Raw genomic sequence first — 17,266 nt, forward strand, 5'->3', positions numbered from 1 at the left:
TGTCAAAAATTACCCAAGGAGCTTCTGGAATAAAGAAATTAACTAGGAGAAGAAACCCTTAATACAAGACACTACATAAGCCTGCTCTTCCTTTGTAATCCCCGGAAACAGCGGGAGTGAAAGGCTTTCATTTTGCAGACGATACGCCACTGGAAAATCTTGAGGACCCCACTCCATTTCACTATAAGCCTTAGTAAAAGGAAGCGCTGCAGGGTAATGGATCTGGGTTTGAATACCATTGTCTTTTAGATAGGATTTCAGCTCGTCTCTTCGCTCAGTAAGCATCGAGAACACGTGAAAAACATGTTCATTTGATTGGGGTAGCTCAATGGGTAAACCTGCTAGGGCTTCGATGTAGTATTTCGCCGCCTCCTTTCGCTGTGCATTCCAACTTTCAAGATAAGGGAGCTTCAAATTAAGAATCGCCGCCTGCAAGGTATCCATTCGGCTATTGCTCCCAGGAAATTCATGATTGTGTTTATCAGGCGCTCCATGATTCGCCAGTTTTCTCACCTGCTTGGCCAGTGCTGTATCATTCGTGATCATACAGCCTGCATCGCCCAAGGCGCCAAGGTTTTTGGTAGGATAAAAACTGAAAACGGCCGCATCTCCAAAGGTACCGGCTTTCTTTCCCCCCATTTCAGCAAAAATAGCCTGGGCACAATCTTCAATGACCAATAGCTCATGATGCTTGGCTAGCGGCATTAGCTGATCCATTTCGCAGCACTTGCCATACAAATACACTGGAATGATGGCTTTTGTCCGAGAGCTGATCTTTGACTCAATTTGAGACACATCGATCAACCCATCCGAACCTACGTCTACAAAAACAGGCCTTGCACCCAAATTGCTCACCACTTCGGCGTCGGTGATCCAGGTCATGGCCGGTACAAGTACTTCGTCGCCTTCTCCGATTCCCAAGGCTTGCAAGGTAAGCTGCAAGGCATCTGTGCAATTGCCCGTCGAAACGCAATGTGGAATGCCGTGCGCCTCAGCAAATGCGGTTTCAAATGCGGTCACCTCTTTTCCGTAAACGAAATAGGAGGACTCAAGCACCTGAGCAAAGCATTCCTTGAGTGCCAATTCGAGCGGTTGATGTATTCTGGAAAGGTCAAGAAAAGGAACTTGCATGGTTGAATTTAAATCAATTTTCCAAAGCATCAATAACCGTTTAAACGAGGTATTCTGTAAATTCACTAGTCACCAACCTCACTCTGATCATGGCGACACCAGAAGAAATGCTACAAACCATGTTGAGCAACTTAAAAGAAAAGACCGGTAAGGTCCTCAACGAGTGGCACCAAGTACTCAAAGAACATAGCCCAGCTAAACATGGTGATGCGATGAAGGTATTAAAAGGAGATCACGGCGTTTCACATGGTTATGCTAACCTGATCTCCCAAACCTTTTTTAAACCAGAGCTCCTCGAAGCCAAAACAGCGGATGCAGACCAAGACGAAGAGCTGGTAAAAGGAAAGGAGGACATCGCGGAGCTATTCCTCGCAGCCAAACGCCTTTTCTCTGAAATCGAAGGGGAAGTGGAATTTGCCTACAAGAAAACCTACATCAGCCTAAGAACACCAAAAAAACAATTTGCCTTGCTTCAACCGAGTACCAAAACAAGGGTCGACGTCGGGTTAAACCTGAAAGATGTTACCCCGCTGGGTATGGCCGAAGCTGCTGGAAGTTGGAACGGTATGGTCACCCATCGGATCAAACTCACAAGCATTGATCAACTCAATGAAGAATTCAAGAATTGGCTGCAAAAGGCCTACTATGCTAACAGCAAATGAAACCCTTTCAACCCATTAAATTTCAAGACCTTGATGATCTATTCGCATACTTGCCAGAAGATCAATTAAAGATGGTGGAGCTATTGCGCGATTTTGTCTATGAATGCCTTAGAAGAAAAAGCTGTTGATCCGGCTGATGTTTCCGAAGAATTGTCCATCCTGCAACAAGAACTGTCAGGAGAGACCAAGTTTAGCAGAGTCCGAAGTTGCCACGGGAGCATCCTGAAGCGAGTGAAGAACAAGTATGGGTACACGACTCCGGGTTATTACCAAACCCAATGGATGGCCATCGGCATGGGCGCTTTTGGGCTACCGCTTGGATTAGCATTTGCCCTAGCCATTAACAATTTTGCCTTCATGAGTATTGGACTCCCCATTGGAATGCCTATCGGGATGGCGATTGGTGCTGCAAAAGATAAAAAGGCCAAGGATGAAGGAAAAATGCTTACCCTTTAACTGACGAAAGTCATCCTTCAAGAACGGACAAGCATGTAAATTCCATGCAAGAATTTTTTCAGTTATGTCCAGTTTCCGCATCAGGCCCCGGTTCAAAGAACAACTATCACTGAACAAAGAATCCTTTAAAGAACAGATCAGCCAATCTCTCGAAGATTCAGCCGAATGCGTTGGTTTGATCTCAGAGTCATACTGTGTATTGAAGATCCCAATACAAGAAAGACATTACTGGTCGCCTCAATTGACCATTACCATCGAAGCCGAAGAAGACAAACAGCAAATTACCGTGAGAGGCTTGTATGGTCCAAAACCTAGTGTCTGGGCTGTCTTTTTTATGGGTTATGCTGCCTTGGGCGTACTCAGTCTTTTTGCCGGAGTCTTTGGTTTGTCCCAACTCATGTTAGAAAAACCTGCGCCGATCCTATGGTCAATTCCCGTCTTCGGACTGGTTGCCCTCATCTTATATTTCGTTGCCCAAGGCGGTCAAAAAATAGGTGCAGAACAGATGTTCCGCCTCCACCACTTTTATGAGGAGGCAATGAAACATCATGTCAAAATTGACTAAGTATTTTAGCTTAATTCCATTGAGCGGCTGGACAAAAAAATGCCCGGGGTTTACTACGTCCCGGGCTTAACAAATAAACCACTAACTGTATGAATAAGATTACTTGACGTAACCTAAATTTTCGATTGCAATAGAACGGTTTCAACTATCGTACCAATTCTAATCTATATACTCTACAGATACGATTTCCCCCCTTAAGGTTTCATGAGGGAGGTTAATTTAACTTTAATTAACCGTTAACAAGAGCCCCTGTTCAAAAAAGTTGTCCTTTTTTTCTTTGCATTTGACCCACTAAAAAAATAGATTAACGAAATTTTTAGTTATGGTCAAACTCTCATTTCTTCAAGCCCTAAGGCACTTACGTAAACAAAAGTTCTTCAGTAGCCTTAACATCCTTGGTCTCACACTGGGCATATCAAGCTCGCTTTGGCTCATGCTTTTTTTACAAAATGAATTGACATTTGACCAACATTTTGATGCGCATGAACGAATCTACCGAGTTGGTCATACCTTCAAAGCACCGGGTGTTCAATTCAACACGGCCTACTCTCCTTCTGAATTAAGTCCCATGTTGGCAGAGCGATTCCCAGAAATAGAATCCTTCGCTCGCTTTTTATCGGCACCAACCCCCGAAATAGCATTCAGTGAAGAGGTCTACACAGAACGACAAATGTATTATGCCGACCCGGCAGCGGTCGAGCTATTCTCTTTGGCCTTTGTCAGGGGTAACCCTCAAACAGCATTAACAGAACCTAATTCCATCATTCTGTCGGCATCTCTTGCGTCAAAGCTATTCGGACAAACCGATGCTTTAGGACAAACGCTTACGGCCAATAATACAGAAGTCAAGGTTGCTGGTGTTTTTCAAGATCTCCCTCAGAATACACACTTCCAATTCAAGGCCTTGCTATCAGGGGTGAGGGATCGCGGGTTTGCCATGCAAAATGGCGTCTTCAATTCAGAAGCCTTGTGGAACCCTGATTGCATCAACTACCTGAAGTTTACGTCTGTGGAAGCCAAGGCCAATTTTGTAGATAAATTCCCTGCCTTCGATGAAGAATTCTTTGCCCCCTTTGGCAACATGATCAATGGAGAACACATCCTGTATTTACAGGGCTTGGATGAGATACACTACGACCAGCTCCAACTTGACGACGACTTTGCTAAGGGAAACAAAGCGAATATTTTGGTATTCAGTATCATCGGCATCTCCATTCTCTTGATGGCCTGCATCAATTACGTCAACATGGCAACGGCACAAGCCAGCCTCCGCGCGAAGGAAATTGGCATTCGTAAAGTGCTTGGAAGCAATCTGCAAAGATTGCGCATGTCCTTGCTCAGCCAGTCGCTTCTGCAGGTACTCATTTCCTTCGGCTTCGCCATCGCATTGACCAATCTATTGATCGAGCGCTCACCGCTGCAGGGTTGGTTGGGTGTTAGTTTCGACTTTACGCTCTTTGAATCCCCTGAATTACTAGGGGCTGCTTTTGGCCTTGCTGTAGTCACTGGCTTGCTGGCCGGAGCCTATCCTGCCCTCTATTTATCAAAGATCGGTACGGTTCGGGCACTCAAAGGAACCTGGGTAGCCGGCAGAGGAGGCAATTGGCTTCGTCAAGGGCTGGTTACTTTTCAGTTCATCATTTCGATCGGCGTACTGGTTTCTACTTTCTTGATGAAAGATCAGATCAACTTCCTACAAGAACAACCCATGGGATTTGCACAAGAACAACTTCTCATGGTCAACCTCCGAGACTCCGTGGCGCAAACCAAGTACGCCGTACTGAAAAATCAGCTCGAACAAGAAGCAGCCATTATTGGAGTGACCTCCTCTAGCTTTGCCCCCGTAGAGGGCATTGGCTCTATGGTGTTCAAGGTAGAAAAGGAAGGAGAAATGCAACAACAAGAATTCAAGTACATCAATGGGGGTTCCGATTACATTGAAACCTTAGGCATTGAATTGATAGATGGGCGTTTCTTCGATGAAAACATAACGGCTGGTAATCAGTATTTTGTTGTGAACCAAACCACTGCCAGCTTATTGGGCTGGGAAGAACCGGTGGGTAAAAAAATGGGGTACTTCCATCAGGAAACCCCCGGGCAAATCATTGGTGTGGTAAAAGACTTCAATTTCTTTTCATTGCACAATCCAATTGAGCCCCTGGTGATGGTCTACAACCCGAATCCGGGGCAGCATTTGATTCTCCGATTTGAACAAGGGCAAGAACAAGCCGCCATCTCTGCACTCACAGCCGCCTGGAATGAGGTCGTTCCAAACTATCCATTGGACTACCGCTTCTTGAAAGAAACCTTAAAGGCACAATACGAAGCGGATGCAACACAAAATAAATTGGTCGGATTCATGACTGCCCTTTGTGTGATCATTAGCCTGATCGGCCTGATGGGCTTAACCGCCTTCAGCGTCGATCAAAAAAGGAAGGAGATCGGTATCCGCAAGGTATTGGGAGCCCTTTCTTTTCAAATCATTGGACTGGTCTATACCAAAACCTTTCAACTTCTCTTACTCGCTAGTGTGATCGCATTACCCATTTCTTATTATGCCATGAATGTTTGGTATCAGAATTTTGAATACCAAACTCCGATCAACTTTCTACTGATGGGTTCAGGGGTTTTGGCGGTTATCATGGCCACCTTCTTGCTGGTTAGCGCATTTGTCCTGAACACTGCACGAAAAAACCCGACTGAATCGCTGCGAAGTGAATAAAAAAAGCCATCCTGACTCATCGGGATGGCTTCTGATTTTATGTTTCTGGCAACTACTTTTTGCCTTTCATGGTCATCGACTCTGCCATCTTGATGGCTTCATAAGCATTGATGATGCCTCCTGAAACAGAAAGTTCTTTGAAGCGAACTTCTTCTCCCGTTCCTGGCTGAGCAACCGTTAGGTCTTTGAAGCTTCTTACGGACTTCATCAAAATGTCTTTTACCTGATCGGCAGAAAGATCGGGATAGTAAGACATGAGCAAAGCGGCCACACCCGCCGTCACCGGAGAAGCCATGCTCGTTCCCTGGGCATCTTTGTACTCGTCACCTGGCGCTAAAGAGTAGATCTTTACCCCCGGGGCAAAAAGGTCCACGTTGTTCTTTCCATAGTTCGAAAAATTACCCACATAGTTGCCTTCAGACCCCCAAGAGGAAGCGCCTACTTCTATCCAGTTCGCCATGTCTTCTTTCCTCCCGATGTAATCGTTTGGAAAGTTGGAAGCTTCGTCGATGTTCTCTGCGCTATTACCCGCTGCATGCACCAACAATACGCCGTTCTTTTCTGCATAAGCGATCGCCTCGTATACATAATCCGTATGCGGCGAATAGGCCTTTCCAAAACTCATGTTGATCACTTTCGCTCCATTGTCCACTGCATAACGAATGGCATTGGCTACATCTTTGTCACGCTCGTCGCCATCGGGTACCGCACGAATGGCCATGATCTGGACATTGTCGGCAACGCCATCAATCCCAAGGTTATTGCCTCTCTTGGCGGCGATAATGCCTGCTACGTGGGTGCCATGAAAATTATCGGTGCCTTGACCGATCACATCATTATTGCCATAGCCTACCTCGTCAAGCTGATCAGGATTATCGCCCACGATCTTTCGGGGTTCAAACTCAAGATTGTATCGATACTCAGCATCTTGTGCAATCTGTTCCATATCCTGTGACAACAGGTCGATCATTACTTCCAATGACATGGTGGTATCGATCATGGTATACAGCTGAGTCAGCATGCCCTTGCCCATCATCACCACTTCGTCGGTCGATTGCACTTTTTGGATGTCCTGAAAAGTGACCTCATCCGTGTACAGGTAGGCCTCAAAGAACTTCTTGTATCTTCTGAGCTGGCGATCTATATTGCCCAGCATCATGTTTTGACTTTGTGCCTCTCCAGAAACGCGTTCAAAGGTTTCTTTGACCTCTAACCAATACTCAAAGCCAGCCCTTTCACGCTTCTTGAAGTCATCGGCCGTTTTGCCTTCATAGATCCTTCTTAAGCGCTTGTATTCTCTCGTGATCTCATAGGTGTCTTTGTCGACATTTTGTCCATCCTTACCACCGATAAAATTCCAACCGTAGACATCGTCCACGTAACCGTTATTGTCATCGTCGATGCCATTATTGGGGATCTCGTCCTCATTGATCCAAACCACATCGCGTAGGTCTTCATGTTCAATATCAATGCCTGAATCGATCACAGCAACGATGACTTTTTGGGATGTTTTTCCGGCTAGAAGTTCTTGGTAAGCTTTTTCCGTGCTTACCCCATTTACCTTGTCGGTAACCGGATCGAGATTGAACCAATTCTTAGGCGGTTCTTGCGCTTGTATGGCCACTGTGATCATCAACAGCGCCAATAGGAGTTTAAATCTATTCATGTATTTGTTCAAATTTTCCATTTTGCTTATTCTTTCTACACTGCTCCGGACGGAGTAGCCCGTCGTTCATCGCGATAAAAGTACCATTTTCCAGACTCATCACGGCTCCTACCGCCATGCCTACATTGAAGTCTGCATCCGAATCCTTGAAAGCCTCGGGTAGAAAGGCAGCAGTACATACGATGGTTTTGTTGGGAATGTTTCCCACAAACCGTGCCGTTTCGATAAGGGTATCTGATCCGTGCGTGATGATGACACGCTGATGCATTGATTCTTCGATCAAGGATTTCAAGTGCTGGCGGTCATCATCTGTCATCTCAGTGCTGTCCTTTTTCAAAGGAGATAACCAATGAACATCTGATATGCCCGCTCTTTTTAGGATGTGTAAAAAGGCCGGTTCACCAATCTCAAAAGCGTAACCCTTGTTGGTCTTTGGATACGCTTTGTCGATGGTACCCCCAGTCTGGATGAAAAGGACATTCACGGGGGCAATATAATGAGTTCATTAGTATTTAAAACAAGGCAATCGAGTATCTCTTCTTGAGCGCTTTTTCACTTCGCCAAACTCAAAGGTGAGGGAGAACTCATGGGCACCTCCGGTAGAACCTGCCAACTTGGAGACTGTGAAATCATAGCTATAACCAAAGGACAACTGGCTATTTAATTCAAGGCCCACCAGCGCGATGATGGATTCATTCTTGATCACTCGATCAACAGATTGAATAGGAATCCCTCGATACCAACCTCCAATAACAAAAGGTTGCAAATAGAATTGAACACCGGCATCTAACTGATTGAATGGGCCTTGTTTTTTGTAATTCAAGGCAAAGGTGGCGCTCCGCTCTTGAAATTGATAGGCAACGGTTCTCAACCTCCTGCCCTTTTTAAAGTTTAATTTAAAACCTGTGTGAACCGAGTACTTGCGCTCCAGTCGGCTTTCTTCCCCAATAAAGGATTGGTTCGGTTGATTGATGTGGTGAACAGAAAAGCCCAACCATGAACTGCTCGTATAGATCAGTCCACCTGCTGAAGCGCTGACAAAGCCCACCCTGGCACCTCGCTCAAAGGTCTCTCCACTCGGTCCGATCACTTGACCATTGACAATGTCGATCTGATTCCCAAACACAAGCTCTTCAAAATTGACGTCTTTATTGAAGTAAGACAATTGAACCCCCGTTCGTAGCACGAGGCCTTTGGCCAATTGAAGTTTATAGGAATACAAGGCACCAATTTCCTGAGATTTATAGTCCAAAAACCCTTCTGAGTGCTCGGTAATAATCACACCAAAACCACTTTCGTAGGCCTTGGAAAACCAGTCAATATAAGCCGACATGGTCGTAAAAGAATGGTTCAAGGCAGGCCATTGGTTTCGATAATTCACACCAACCCTTCCCCTGTCAGCTCCACCCACCAAGGCAGGGTTTAAATATAGCGGCGAGGCATAGAATTGCGAGAACTGAGGGTCTTGTGCTTTCAGATCGAAGCCCTTGATCAGCAAAAATGCTGTAGCGATCAAGATCAAGAGTTTTTTGAGCTTATTTGAGTAAAGCAAAGATTCCATCTCTTTCTACGTTTAATCCATTGAAACTTATCCCTATCAATTTGAAGATGTAGTTGCCATTTTCGGCTCTTCTTCCATTCACAAAACCGTCCCAGCCTTTGGATTCCACATCTCGTGTACTCCAAACCACCTCTCCCCAAGTGTTGAAAATGATGAGCTGTACTTCGGTGAGGCCCCGCATTTCAGGACGGAAAAAATCATTGTTGCCATCCCCATTTGGTGTAAAGGCATTCGGGATGATCACCTCGTATCCTTTGGTGAGGTCGAGCACTGCTCGTTTTTCAGAAGTGCAGCCTGTTCGGTCGGTTGTGGTGAGTACGACTTCGTACTGCCCCGGGGCATCATACACATGGATTGGATCTACTTCACTCGACTCGAATCCATCCCCAAAATCCCAATGCCAATCAATGATCTCACCAATGGATTCATCAAAAAAGCTGACAGGATCTTTGATCGCCAGTTCTCCGGTTTCGTCAAGAGAAAGCGCATTGTAGAAATAATCGGCCTCGCCCAATTCGGGAATGTCGATATCGATCGAATTCAGCTGGAAACAGCCTCGTCCATCGGTTATTTCCAAAGTCAATCGTCCAGGTGCCGTCAGTAATATTTCACTCGAGTTACTTTCCCCTCGAGACCAGCTGTAACTGTAATTGCCAAGCCCGCCTTTGACGTTGGCCAGAACTCGTACCCCTGCGATGCGGTTGTCACAGTCGATAAAGGGTTGAGAAGAGAGTCCAATCTGCAGAGGTTCCGGTTGTAAAACGGTATAGGTGCCTTGTTGAGAACAACCAAATGCATCAGATACTTCTACTACGTAGGTACCGGGCAAAACATTTTCGAGGTTCGATGTCGTTGCGCCGTTCGACCAACGGTAACTGTACGGCTTGGTGCCTCCTGAAACGATCAAATTGACCCGACCACTTTCTGGATCATTGCAGGCATCGGCATTTTGGATGAAGGCATCCAGTGAAAGTGCCGTTGGGTTTACGATGTTAAATACTTGTTGTAAGGTACACCCTTTGTTATCTGTGACCAGCACGTTGTACTGACCCGGAGTTAAATTTGTAATGGTCTCCGACGTAGCTCCCGTACTCCACTGAATAGCCACGGGTTGTATCCCTCCTTCAATGTTGAGGGCAATGGAAGCATCTCCGGCACCAATGCAGCTTATGGGTTCAACCACAGGATTCATTCGAAAAAGCTCTGGCGAAGCCAAATTGAAATTGCCTTGTACCTGACAACCGTTCGCATCCGTTACCAAAACGGAGTATGCGCCAGAGCTTATGCCGATGATGTTTTTGGTGGTTTCCCCATTCGACCATTGATACGTATACGGCGTGGTTCCGCCACTCACATTGATCTCTATCGATCCATTTCTATCGTTGAAGCACTGGCTTTCATTGACAATCGCATTTCCAAGCGTAAGTTCTGCCGGTTCTGTAATGGTGAACACGCGCTCTTCAGTACATCCTTTCTCATCTCGGACACGGATGGTGTAGTCTCCTACCGCGAGATTATCGATGGACGTGCCCGTATCTCCCGTGCTCCACAAAATGTCATAGTTACCCGAACCTCCGGTGATGTTCACAGAAATTCTACCATCATTGTCTCCTTTACAATCCAAGTTCAACTTACCATTGGTATCTATGCTGATGGGCTGTGCAGGCTGCGCGATGGTGTAATTGACCTGAACGAGACAGTCATTCGCATCGGTAACCGACACGGTGTAGGTGCCCGCGCCTAATCCACCTACGGCACTTGTTCGCTCACCATTGCTCCACACATAGGTATAGGGTGCAATTCCTCCTTGAACATCAACTTGGAGAACCCCAGACCTTTCACCAAAACAAATGAGCTCATCTGTCCCAGTGACAGCCGCAGAGAGTACCTGAGCAGGTTCGGTGATGACTACTGAAGCAGTAGTTGCACAGCCTCCTTGATCACTGATGACCACGTTGTACACGCCTGCATTCAAGTCACGAAGAATGGCTGAATTGCCACCATTGTTCCAAGTATAGCTGTACACTCCACTGCCTCCGGTGACGTCCAACTCGATCAATCCGGTGGACTCACCCTTACACGACACATCACGCTTCTTGATTTGCACATTCAAATCGGAGGACTCCCCAACTACGGCTGCTGCGCTTATCGAACAGCCATTTGCATCGACCACCGTTAAGTTATAGGTTCCTGCAGCAACATCGAACTGATCTTGAGTCGTGCTTCCGTTTGACCAGATAAAATTATAGGGTCCTTGACCACCTGTCACTGATGGTTGAATACTCCCATCTGTATCTCCAAAACATGAGGTCGGATCGATATCAAATTGAATAGCCAAGGCCTCCGGTTCTGTAATGGTATAGGTGTTTGTAAAGGTGCATCCTTGTGCATCGGTAATGGTCAGTGCGTAATCTCCTGCAAATAAACCCACCTGATCTTCTTGATTTGATCCATTTGACCAAGCGTAAGTGTACGGGGCCGTTCCGCCAGTGGGCGTTACTTGTAATTGCCCGCCGGGTTGGCCTTGACAGCTCACATCAGTAATGCTAGTGCTTGCACTCAAAGGGGCCGTTGGCGCTTGAATCACAATGTCTTTTGTTACCTGACAACCCTTGCTGTCCGTCACAATGAGCTGATAACTTCCTCCGTCCAACCCTGACAGATCTTGTGTGGTCGCACCGTTGGACCAGGCATAACTAAAAGGTAAATTTCCTCCCGACACGGTGACGTCGATACGACCATCCGCTGCACCAAAGCAGCTCACATTGGCGGTCACCTCATTGATGACCAAATTCAAGGGTTCTTGGATCGTGTAGGTCTGGGTAACCGCACAGCCATTCGCGTCGGTCGCTGTCACCGCGTAAGCTCCAGGAGGTAATCCGCTGAGGTCTTCTGTTGTTGCTCCGTTTGACCATAGGTAGGTAAAAGGACCAACTCCTCCGGATACTGAAACATCAATGACTCCATCGCTATTTCCCTGACAGGTGACGTCTTCAACCGCCGCCGTAATGGCAATCTCATTTGGCCCCCCAACAGTAAAGTTTGCGATAAACGTACAATTGTTGGCATCACGTATATTCACTTGGTAAGTTCCCTGACTCAACCCGGCAATATCTTCAGTCGTGGCTCCTTGATTCCAAACAACGGTATATGGGGCCGTTCCACCAGCAATCGTCAGGTCAATAGCCCCTTGGTTATCACCAAAGCAATTTTCATTCGTGACTGCACCCGTTGCGGTAAGGGCTGCGGCAGGTTCTGTAACCGTATAGGTTTGTGTTGCATAACAACCATTTCCATCGGTGATGGTAAGGGAGTAGGTCCCTCCTGAAATGTTGGATAAATTCTTTTTCGTTTCGCCATTAGACCAGGCATAGGTGTAAGGCGCAGTACCTCCTGATACGCTCATGACAATAGCCCCATCATTGGCGCCAAAACAGGTGACATTTTTAATCGTTTCGTTCAAGGTAATGGCTAGTGGCTCTTGAATGCTGTAGCTTTTGGAAACTGCACAACCATTGGCGTCAGTGATGGTAACAGTATAGGCTCCCGGAGATAATCCGCCAAGGTCTTCCGTCGTTGCTCCGTTTGACCATGAAAACGAGTAAGGGCCTGTTCCTCCAGAGGGGGTCAGATCGATCGCACCCTCTGCTTGGCCTTGACACGAAATGTCTTGTACTGCAGCAGTTGCATCGACTGCATCTGGTCCACTCACATTGAAATCAACAACGACTCTACAGTTCTTGGCATCGGTGATCGCGACCTGATAAGCTCCTCGTCCTAAGCCGGCAACATCTTCTGTGGTTGACCCTTGATTCCATGCAATGGCATAGGGGGCTGTTCCTCCTGAAATGGTCAGATCGATAGCCCCTTGGTTATCACCGAAGCAATTTTCATTCGTAACCACACCGCTTGCGGTAAGGGCGGCTCCAGGCGCATTCACCGTGTAGTTTTCTGTTCTCACACACCCATTTCCATCGGTGATGGTCAATGCATACGTTCCACCTGATAAATTGAAGATATCCTTTGTCGTCTCTCCGTTCGACCAGCTGTAGGTATAAGGAGTAACTCCTCCTGACACATTCAATTGAATATTACCATCTCCTGCGCCAAAACAGGTGACGTCGTTCACCGTACTCACCACATTGACAGCAAGCGGTTGTGTGATCTCGAAATTTCGGACTTGCGTACAGCCAGATGCATCTTGCACCGTGACTTGATAATTTCCGGCGGCCAGCCCGCTCACGTCTTCCGTCGAGGCACCATTTGACCAAGTAAAGGTATAGGGCAATGTTCCCCCTGAAACGGTTAGATCGATCGCCCCACTGGCAACACCATTACACACAATATCTGTCGTTGCCCCACTAACTTGCAACGATGGAGGCATCGCGATACTATAGGTTTCTGTTACAGAACATCCATTGAAATCGGTAACAATCACCTGATAGGTTCCCACCGTTAAGCCAAAAACGTCTTTGGTCGTTGCGCCATTGTTCCAATTATAGGTATATGGAGCGGTACCTCCTGTTGGATTCAGTACGATCGAACCATCACTTCCCCCAAAGCAACTGATATCTGAAGGGCTACCATTTGCGGCCAAAACTGCCGCAGGTTGACTGATCGTGATGCTCTCAGCAATAGTACATCCATTAGCATCCGTTACCGTAACGTTATAAATGCCGGCACTTACGCCTGCTAAATCTTCTGTACTGCTTCCATTATCCCAAGAATAGCTATACGGAGCGGTACCGCCGGTCACGGTAATGTCAATAGCCCCTGTGTCATTTCCAAAACAGTCTACGTCGGTAAACGTATAGGCCAAATTTAGCGCAATGGGTTGTGTGATGGTAAAGGTTTGGTTTACGGCGCACCCTCTGCTGTCCGTCGCATTCACGGAGTAAGTACCGGGAGCAAGACCCGTCACGTCTTCTGTGGTCTCACCATTTGACCAGGTAAAGGTGTAGGGTCCCTCACCTCCACTCATGGTGATGTCGATAGCCCCGTCATTAGCCCCATTACAGCTCACTTCTGTTGCTGAACTTGTGAGCACCAATAAAGGAGGGTCTGTGATGGTATAACTTACTGTTTCTGTACACCCATTATTGTCTGTAACAGTAAGGTTATAGGTCCCCGCCGGAAGGCCTGTGAGATCCTCTGCAGTGCTACCATTTGACCAGTTGTAAGCATAGGGAGCGGTACCTCCTGCAACCGTCACATTGATGATACCATCAGCCGCTCCATTACAAGTGATCTGGCTCGCACTTCCAGTCACACTCAAGGCAGCGCTTGGCTCCGTTATCGTCATGGTTTCTATAATGCTACAGCCTCTACTGTCGGTGATGGTCACGTCGTAGTTGCCTGCCGCCAGACTATTGATATCCTCGGTAATGGCTCCATTGGACCAAGAAAAAGTGTACGGGGCTGTCCCGCCGTTCACGGTTAGATTTATCAACCCCGTACTTTCACCAAAACAACTTACGTTTGCCTGACTAAATGTAGCGCTCAACGCAGTTGGTTCGGTCACATTAAACATTTCCACTTGGGTACACCCATTGCCGTCCGTGATGGTTACGGTATAATTTCCTGGAGCTAGTGCGGTTCTTGAGGCCGTTGTTTTTGTCGCGTCGTCGGCCCATGCGTAGGTATACCCTCCTGTTCCTCCTGTGGCATTTAATTGTATCTGTCCATCATTCGCTCCGTTGCAACTGATGGGAGTCACGGTTGCATTGCCTGCGAGTGGTGCCGGCTGCGCAATGGTGAAGGCAAGGAATTTGGTACATCCGTTATTGTCGGTCACCGATACATTGTAGTTTCCTGGCGCCAAGCTGTTCAGGTCTTCCGTGGTGGCACCATTTGACCATGCATAGGAATAGGGCGCCGACCCACCGGTGACCATTAGATCAATTTGCCCATTGTTGGATCCATTACAGGTGGCATTCGTTTTCGTTCCGAACAAGGCAAGCACAGTTGCCGGTTCGGTTAATGTAACCGTCAAATTGACACTGCAATTTTCGGCATCACGGATGGTGACAGTGTAGGAGCCTGCCGTTAAATTACTGAGGTCCTGGGTAGTGGCGCCAGTTGACCAGAGATAGGAATAGGGAGCCGTTCCCCCTGAAGGAGAAATATCAATGGCCCCGGTCGATCCGCCTCGACAAATCAGGTCGGTTTGAGTAAACGTTGTCGTTAGAGGCGCAGGGTTATTGACCGTATAGTTTTCTGTGATCGAGCAGCCATTCGTATCTGTGATGGTAACGGAATAATTTCCGTCTGCCAGACCCGTCCGATTGTTGCTGGTTGCTCCATTGTCTGCCCAAGAATAGGTATAAGGGGCCGTTCCGCCTGAAACGGCTAAAAAAATGCTGCCATCACTAGCGCCGCTACAGGTAATATCGTTCACGGTGGCATTTCCTGTTAAAATACCCGGTTCGGACAAGGTGATCGCCTCTGTTACGCTACACCCGCCTGCATCAGTAACGGTCACACTGTAGGTTCCTGCTGGCACTCCGTTGACGGTTTGCGTGGCATCCCCTGTACTCCAGTTATAGGTGTAGGGTGCCGTTCCATTGGTAGGAGCAACGGAAATAGAACCATCGGCTAATCCATTACATGTCGGCGGCGTAAGCGATGGATTAACCGCTATGCGAATGGGGTCATTTATGGTGATGTTCTCAACGTAAGTACAGCCCGAATTATCCGTAACGGTGACGGTATAAACACCGGCGGTCAAGCCATTTGCAGTAGGTCCTGTATCTCCATTCGACCAAACGTAGGTATAGGGTGCTGTCCCTCCTGTCATCGCTACCGTTATGCTGCCATCATTGGCGCCAAAGCAAGAAGGAGAAGTCAAGGTTTCACTTGCCTTTGATATGGGTGCGGCAGGCTCGCTGATCACTAAACCAACGGCTGTTGCAGTACAGCCATTGGCATCGGTGACGGTCAATGAATACGTGCCAGCTGTACGATTGGGTAGATTCTGACCTGTATTACCAGTGCTCCAGCTGTAGGTATAAGGAGCAGTACCACCCGTCACATTACTTCTGATCCGCCCGGTGTTGTCACCAAAACAAGCCACGTCACGGATGTCAGGATTAATGGTAAGCACTCCAGGCTCCCCAACAGTAAAGCTTGCGACGTCTATACATCCCGATCCGTCGGTAATGGTTACCGTATAATTGCCTGCGCTCAAGCCGCTAATGTTTTGGGTGGTCGCTCCATTTGACCATAAATAGCTGTAAGCACCTACTCCGCCGGTCACCGACAGGTTGATACTTCCATTTGCATCGCCATTACAAAGGGCATCATTGATGGTGGCGGTCGGTACGATCTCAGGGGGAGAGCCTACCGTATAATTCGTCGTAGTGATGATACAAGGGTTTCCAGAGGGATTCGCATCTGTGATCTCTAAGAAATACTGCCCTGGTGCCAAACCGGTGGCATCTTGATTTGTGGCCACAACAACATTTTCACTTACCCGAATCCATCGATATGAATAATTTCCCCAACCCCCTGTTACGTTGATACTAACGGCACCATCAGCGCTATTGAAACAGGTAGCGTCCGTCACACTAGCTCCATTGTATTGCAAATAGTCCGCAGGCTCAGTGATGGTGAAGGTGATCGTGCCGGTACAGCCGTTGATATCCTCGACTTCAAAACGATAGTCTCCGGCACCTAATCCTCCCAATGTAATAATGGGAGTGGTTCCTGTTCCTGTTTGTACCAGGTTGCCGTTTGTGGCATTGAAGAGCTCCCAAGGATACGGTGGATTTCCGTTGGCCATGGTAATGATCACTTGTGCATCTTCGTTATCACGACACGTAACATCATTGACCACAACACCGCCCGTCAGATCGGGTGGGTTTGTGATGGTGTATGTGGCATTGATGGCATCTCCATCATTATCTGTAACCGTCACTGAATAATCATCAGGGGCCAATCCATCGACGAAAAAAGAATTTCCTCCAACAACATTGCCCCCACTATCCCTCCAAACGTAGGTATAAGGAGCCGTTCCGTTGGTTACACTAATGGTAATGCTACCCACACAGCTGTTGATATTCACGCTGGCGATGACAGGTGTAGTCTCATTGGCCAAGCCAAATGACGGAAGGACTACAATGAAAATCATGCTCAAAGAAAATATTACTTTTCTAAGTATGATGGACTCCCTGTATCTGGTCAAAAGATCCATAGTGTGGATAAGGACATTAATGTTTAGGTTAAAATGGTTACTAATTTTGGGCTTTAAGAGACTGTATACAAGTCTTTTGGATGCTTTATAAATACGCTTTTGTGTAAATTAGAGCGTGAAATTTGAGTGGACAAAAGAATTGTACATTTCAACTATTGTTCGAAAAGCGATTCTCCGTATTTGTTCAGGATATTCTTGGCGCTTAACTGCATTTTTTGCTATCAACTGCCTCAATGCGTTAATCTTTGTGAAAATGCAGCCCAAATTGTCCGCCGACATCAGAAATCCTCCATATTTGGGGATTGCATAGCA

Annotated in this window: 9 protein-coding genes; 4 read left to right on the top strand and 5 right to left on the bottom strand. The window is 47.1% G+C overall.

The genetic code is table 11. The features are described 5' to 3' along the window. Nucleotides 1–42: 42 nt before the first annotated feature. Nucleotides 43–1,161, bottom strand: a complete 1,119-nt coding sequence (locus AC2D6U_RS10915) for a DegT/DnrJ/EryC1/StrS family aminotransferase (RefSeq protein WP_484721017.1) — start codon at nt 1,159–1,161, stop codon at nt 43–45. A gap of 59 nt (nt 1,162–1,220) precedes the next feature. Between AC2D6U_RS10915 and AC2D6U_RS10920 the strand changes: the two genes are divergently transcribed. The 4 genes from AC2D6U_RS10920 to AC2D6U_RS10935 all read left to right on the top strand — a co-directional run bounded on the left by AC2D6U_RS10920 (nt 1,221) and on the right by AC2D6U_RS10935 (nt 5,536). Further along, complete coding sequence (locus tag AC2D6U_RS10920; RefSeq protein ID WP_484721018.1) at nt 1,221–1,793, top strand: DUF5655 domain-containing protein; 573 nt, start codon at nt 1,221–1,223, stop codon at nt 1,791–1,793. Nucleotides 1,794–1,892: 99 nt separating this feature from the next. Next, on the top strand, nt 1,893–2,249 hold the full coding sequence (locus AC2D6U_RS10925) for a hypothetical protein (RefSeq protein ID WP_484721019.1): 357 nt from the start codon (nt 1,893–1,895) through the stop codon (nt 2,247–2,249). Between the two features lie 64 nt (nt 2,250–2,313). Next, nucleotides 2,314–2,814: a hypothetical protein gene (locus AC2D6U_RS10930; RefSeq protein ID WP_484721020.1), complete on the top strand. Its 501-nt coding sequence runs from the start codon at nt 2,314–2,316 to the stop codon at nt 2,812–2,814. A gap of 322 nt (nt 2,815–3,136) precedes the next feature. Further along, nucleotides 3,137–5,536, top strand: coding sequence for an ABC transporter permease (locus tag AC2D6U_RS10935; protein WP_484721021.1), 2,400 nt, complete (start codon nt 3,137–3,139; stop codon nt 5,534–5,536). A 52-nt stretch (nt 5,537–5,588) separates the two neighbouring features. Here AC2D6U_RS10935 and AC2D6U_RS10940 read toward each other — a convergent pair whose 3' ends face one another. From AC2D6U_RS10940 to AC2D6U_RS10955, 4 genes are read right to left on the bottom strand one after another with little or no spacing between them, the layout of a single operon-like run. Beyond that, nucleotides 5,589–7,202: a S8 family peptidase gene (locus AC2D6U_RS10940; protein WP_484721022.1), complete on the bottom strand. Its 1,614-nt coding sequence runs from the start codon at nt 7,200–7,202 to the stop codon at nt 5,589–5,591. After that, a complete protein-coding gene (locus tag AC2D6U_RS10945; protein WP_484721023.1) occupies nt 7,195–7,686 on the bottom strand; it encodes an asparaginase domain-containing protein in 492 nt (163 codons plus the stop codon). Before AC2D6U_RS10945 ends, AC2D6U_RS10940 begins: the two co-directional genes overlap by 8 nt. 21 nt (nt 7,687–7,707) lie before the next feature. Further along, nucleotides 7,708–8,763, bottom strand: a complete 1,056-nt coding sequence (locus AC2D6U_RS10950) for a PorP/SprF family type IX secretion system membrane protein (RefSeq protein ID WP_484721024.1) — start codon at nt 8,761–8,763, stop codon at nt 7,708–7,710. After that, on the bottom strand, nt 8,738–16,891 hold the full coding sequence (locus tag AC2D6U_RS10955) for a PKD domain-containing protein (RefSeq protein WP_484721025.1): 8,154 nt from the start codon (nt 16,889–16,891) through the stop codon (nt 8,738–8,740). The genes AC2D6U_RS10950 and AC2D6U_RS10955 overlap by 26 nt, the downstream gene beginning before the upstream one ends. Nucleotides 16,892–17,266: the final 375 nt, after the last annotated feature.

The sequence above is a fragment of the Roseivirga sp. YIW32 genome (assembly GCF_057219245.1).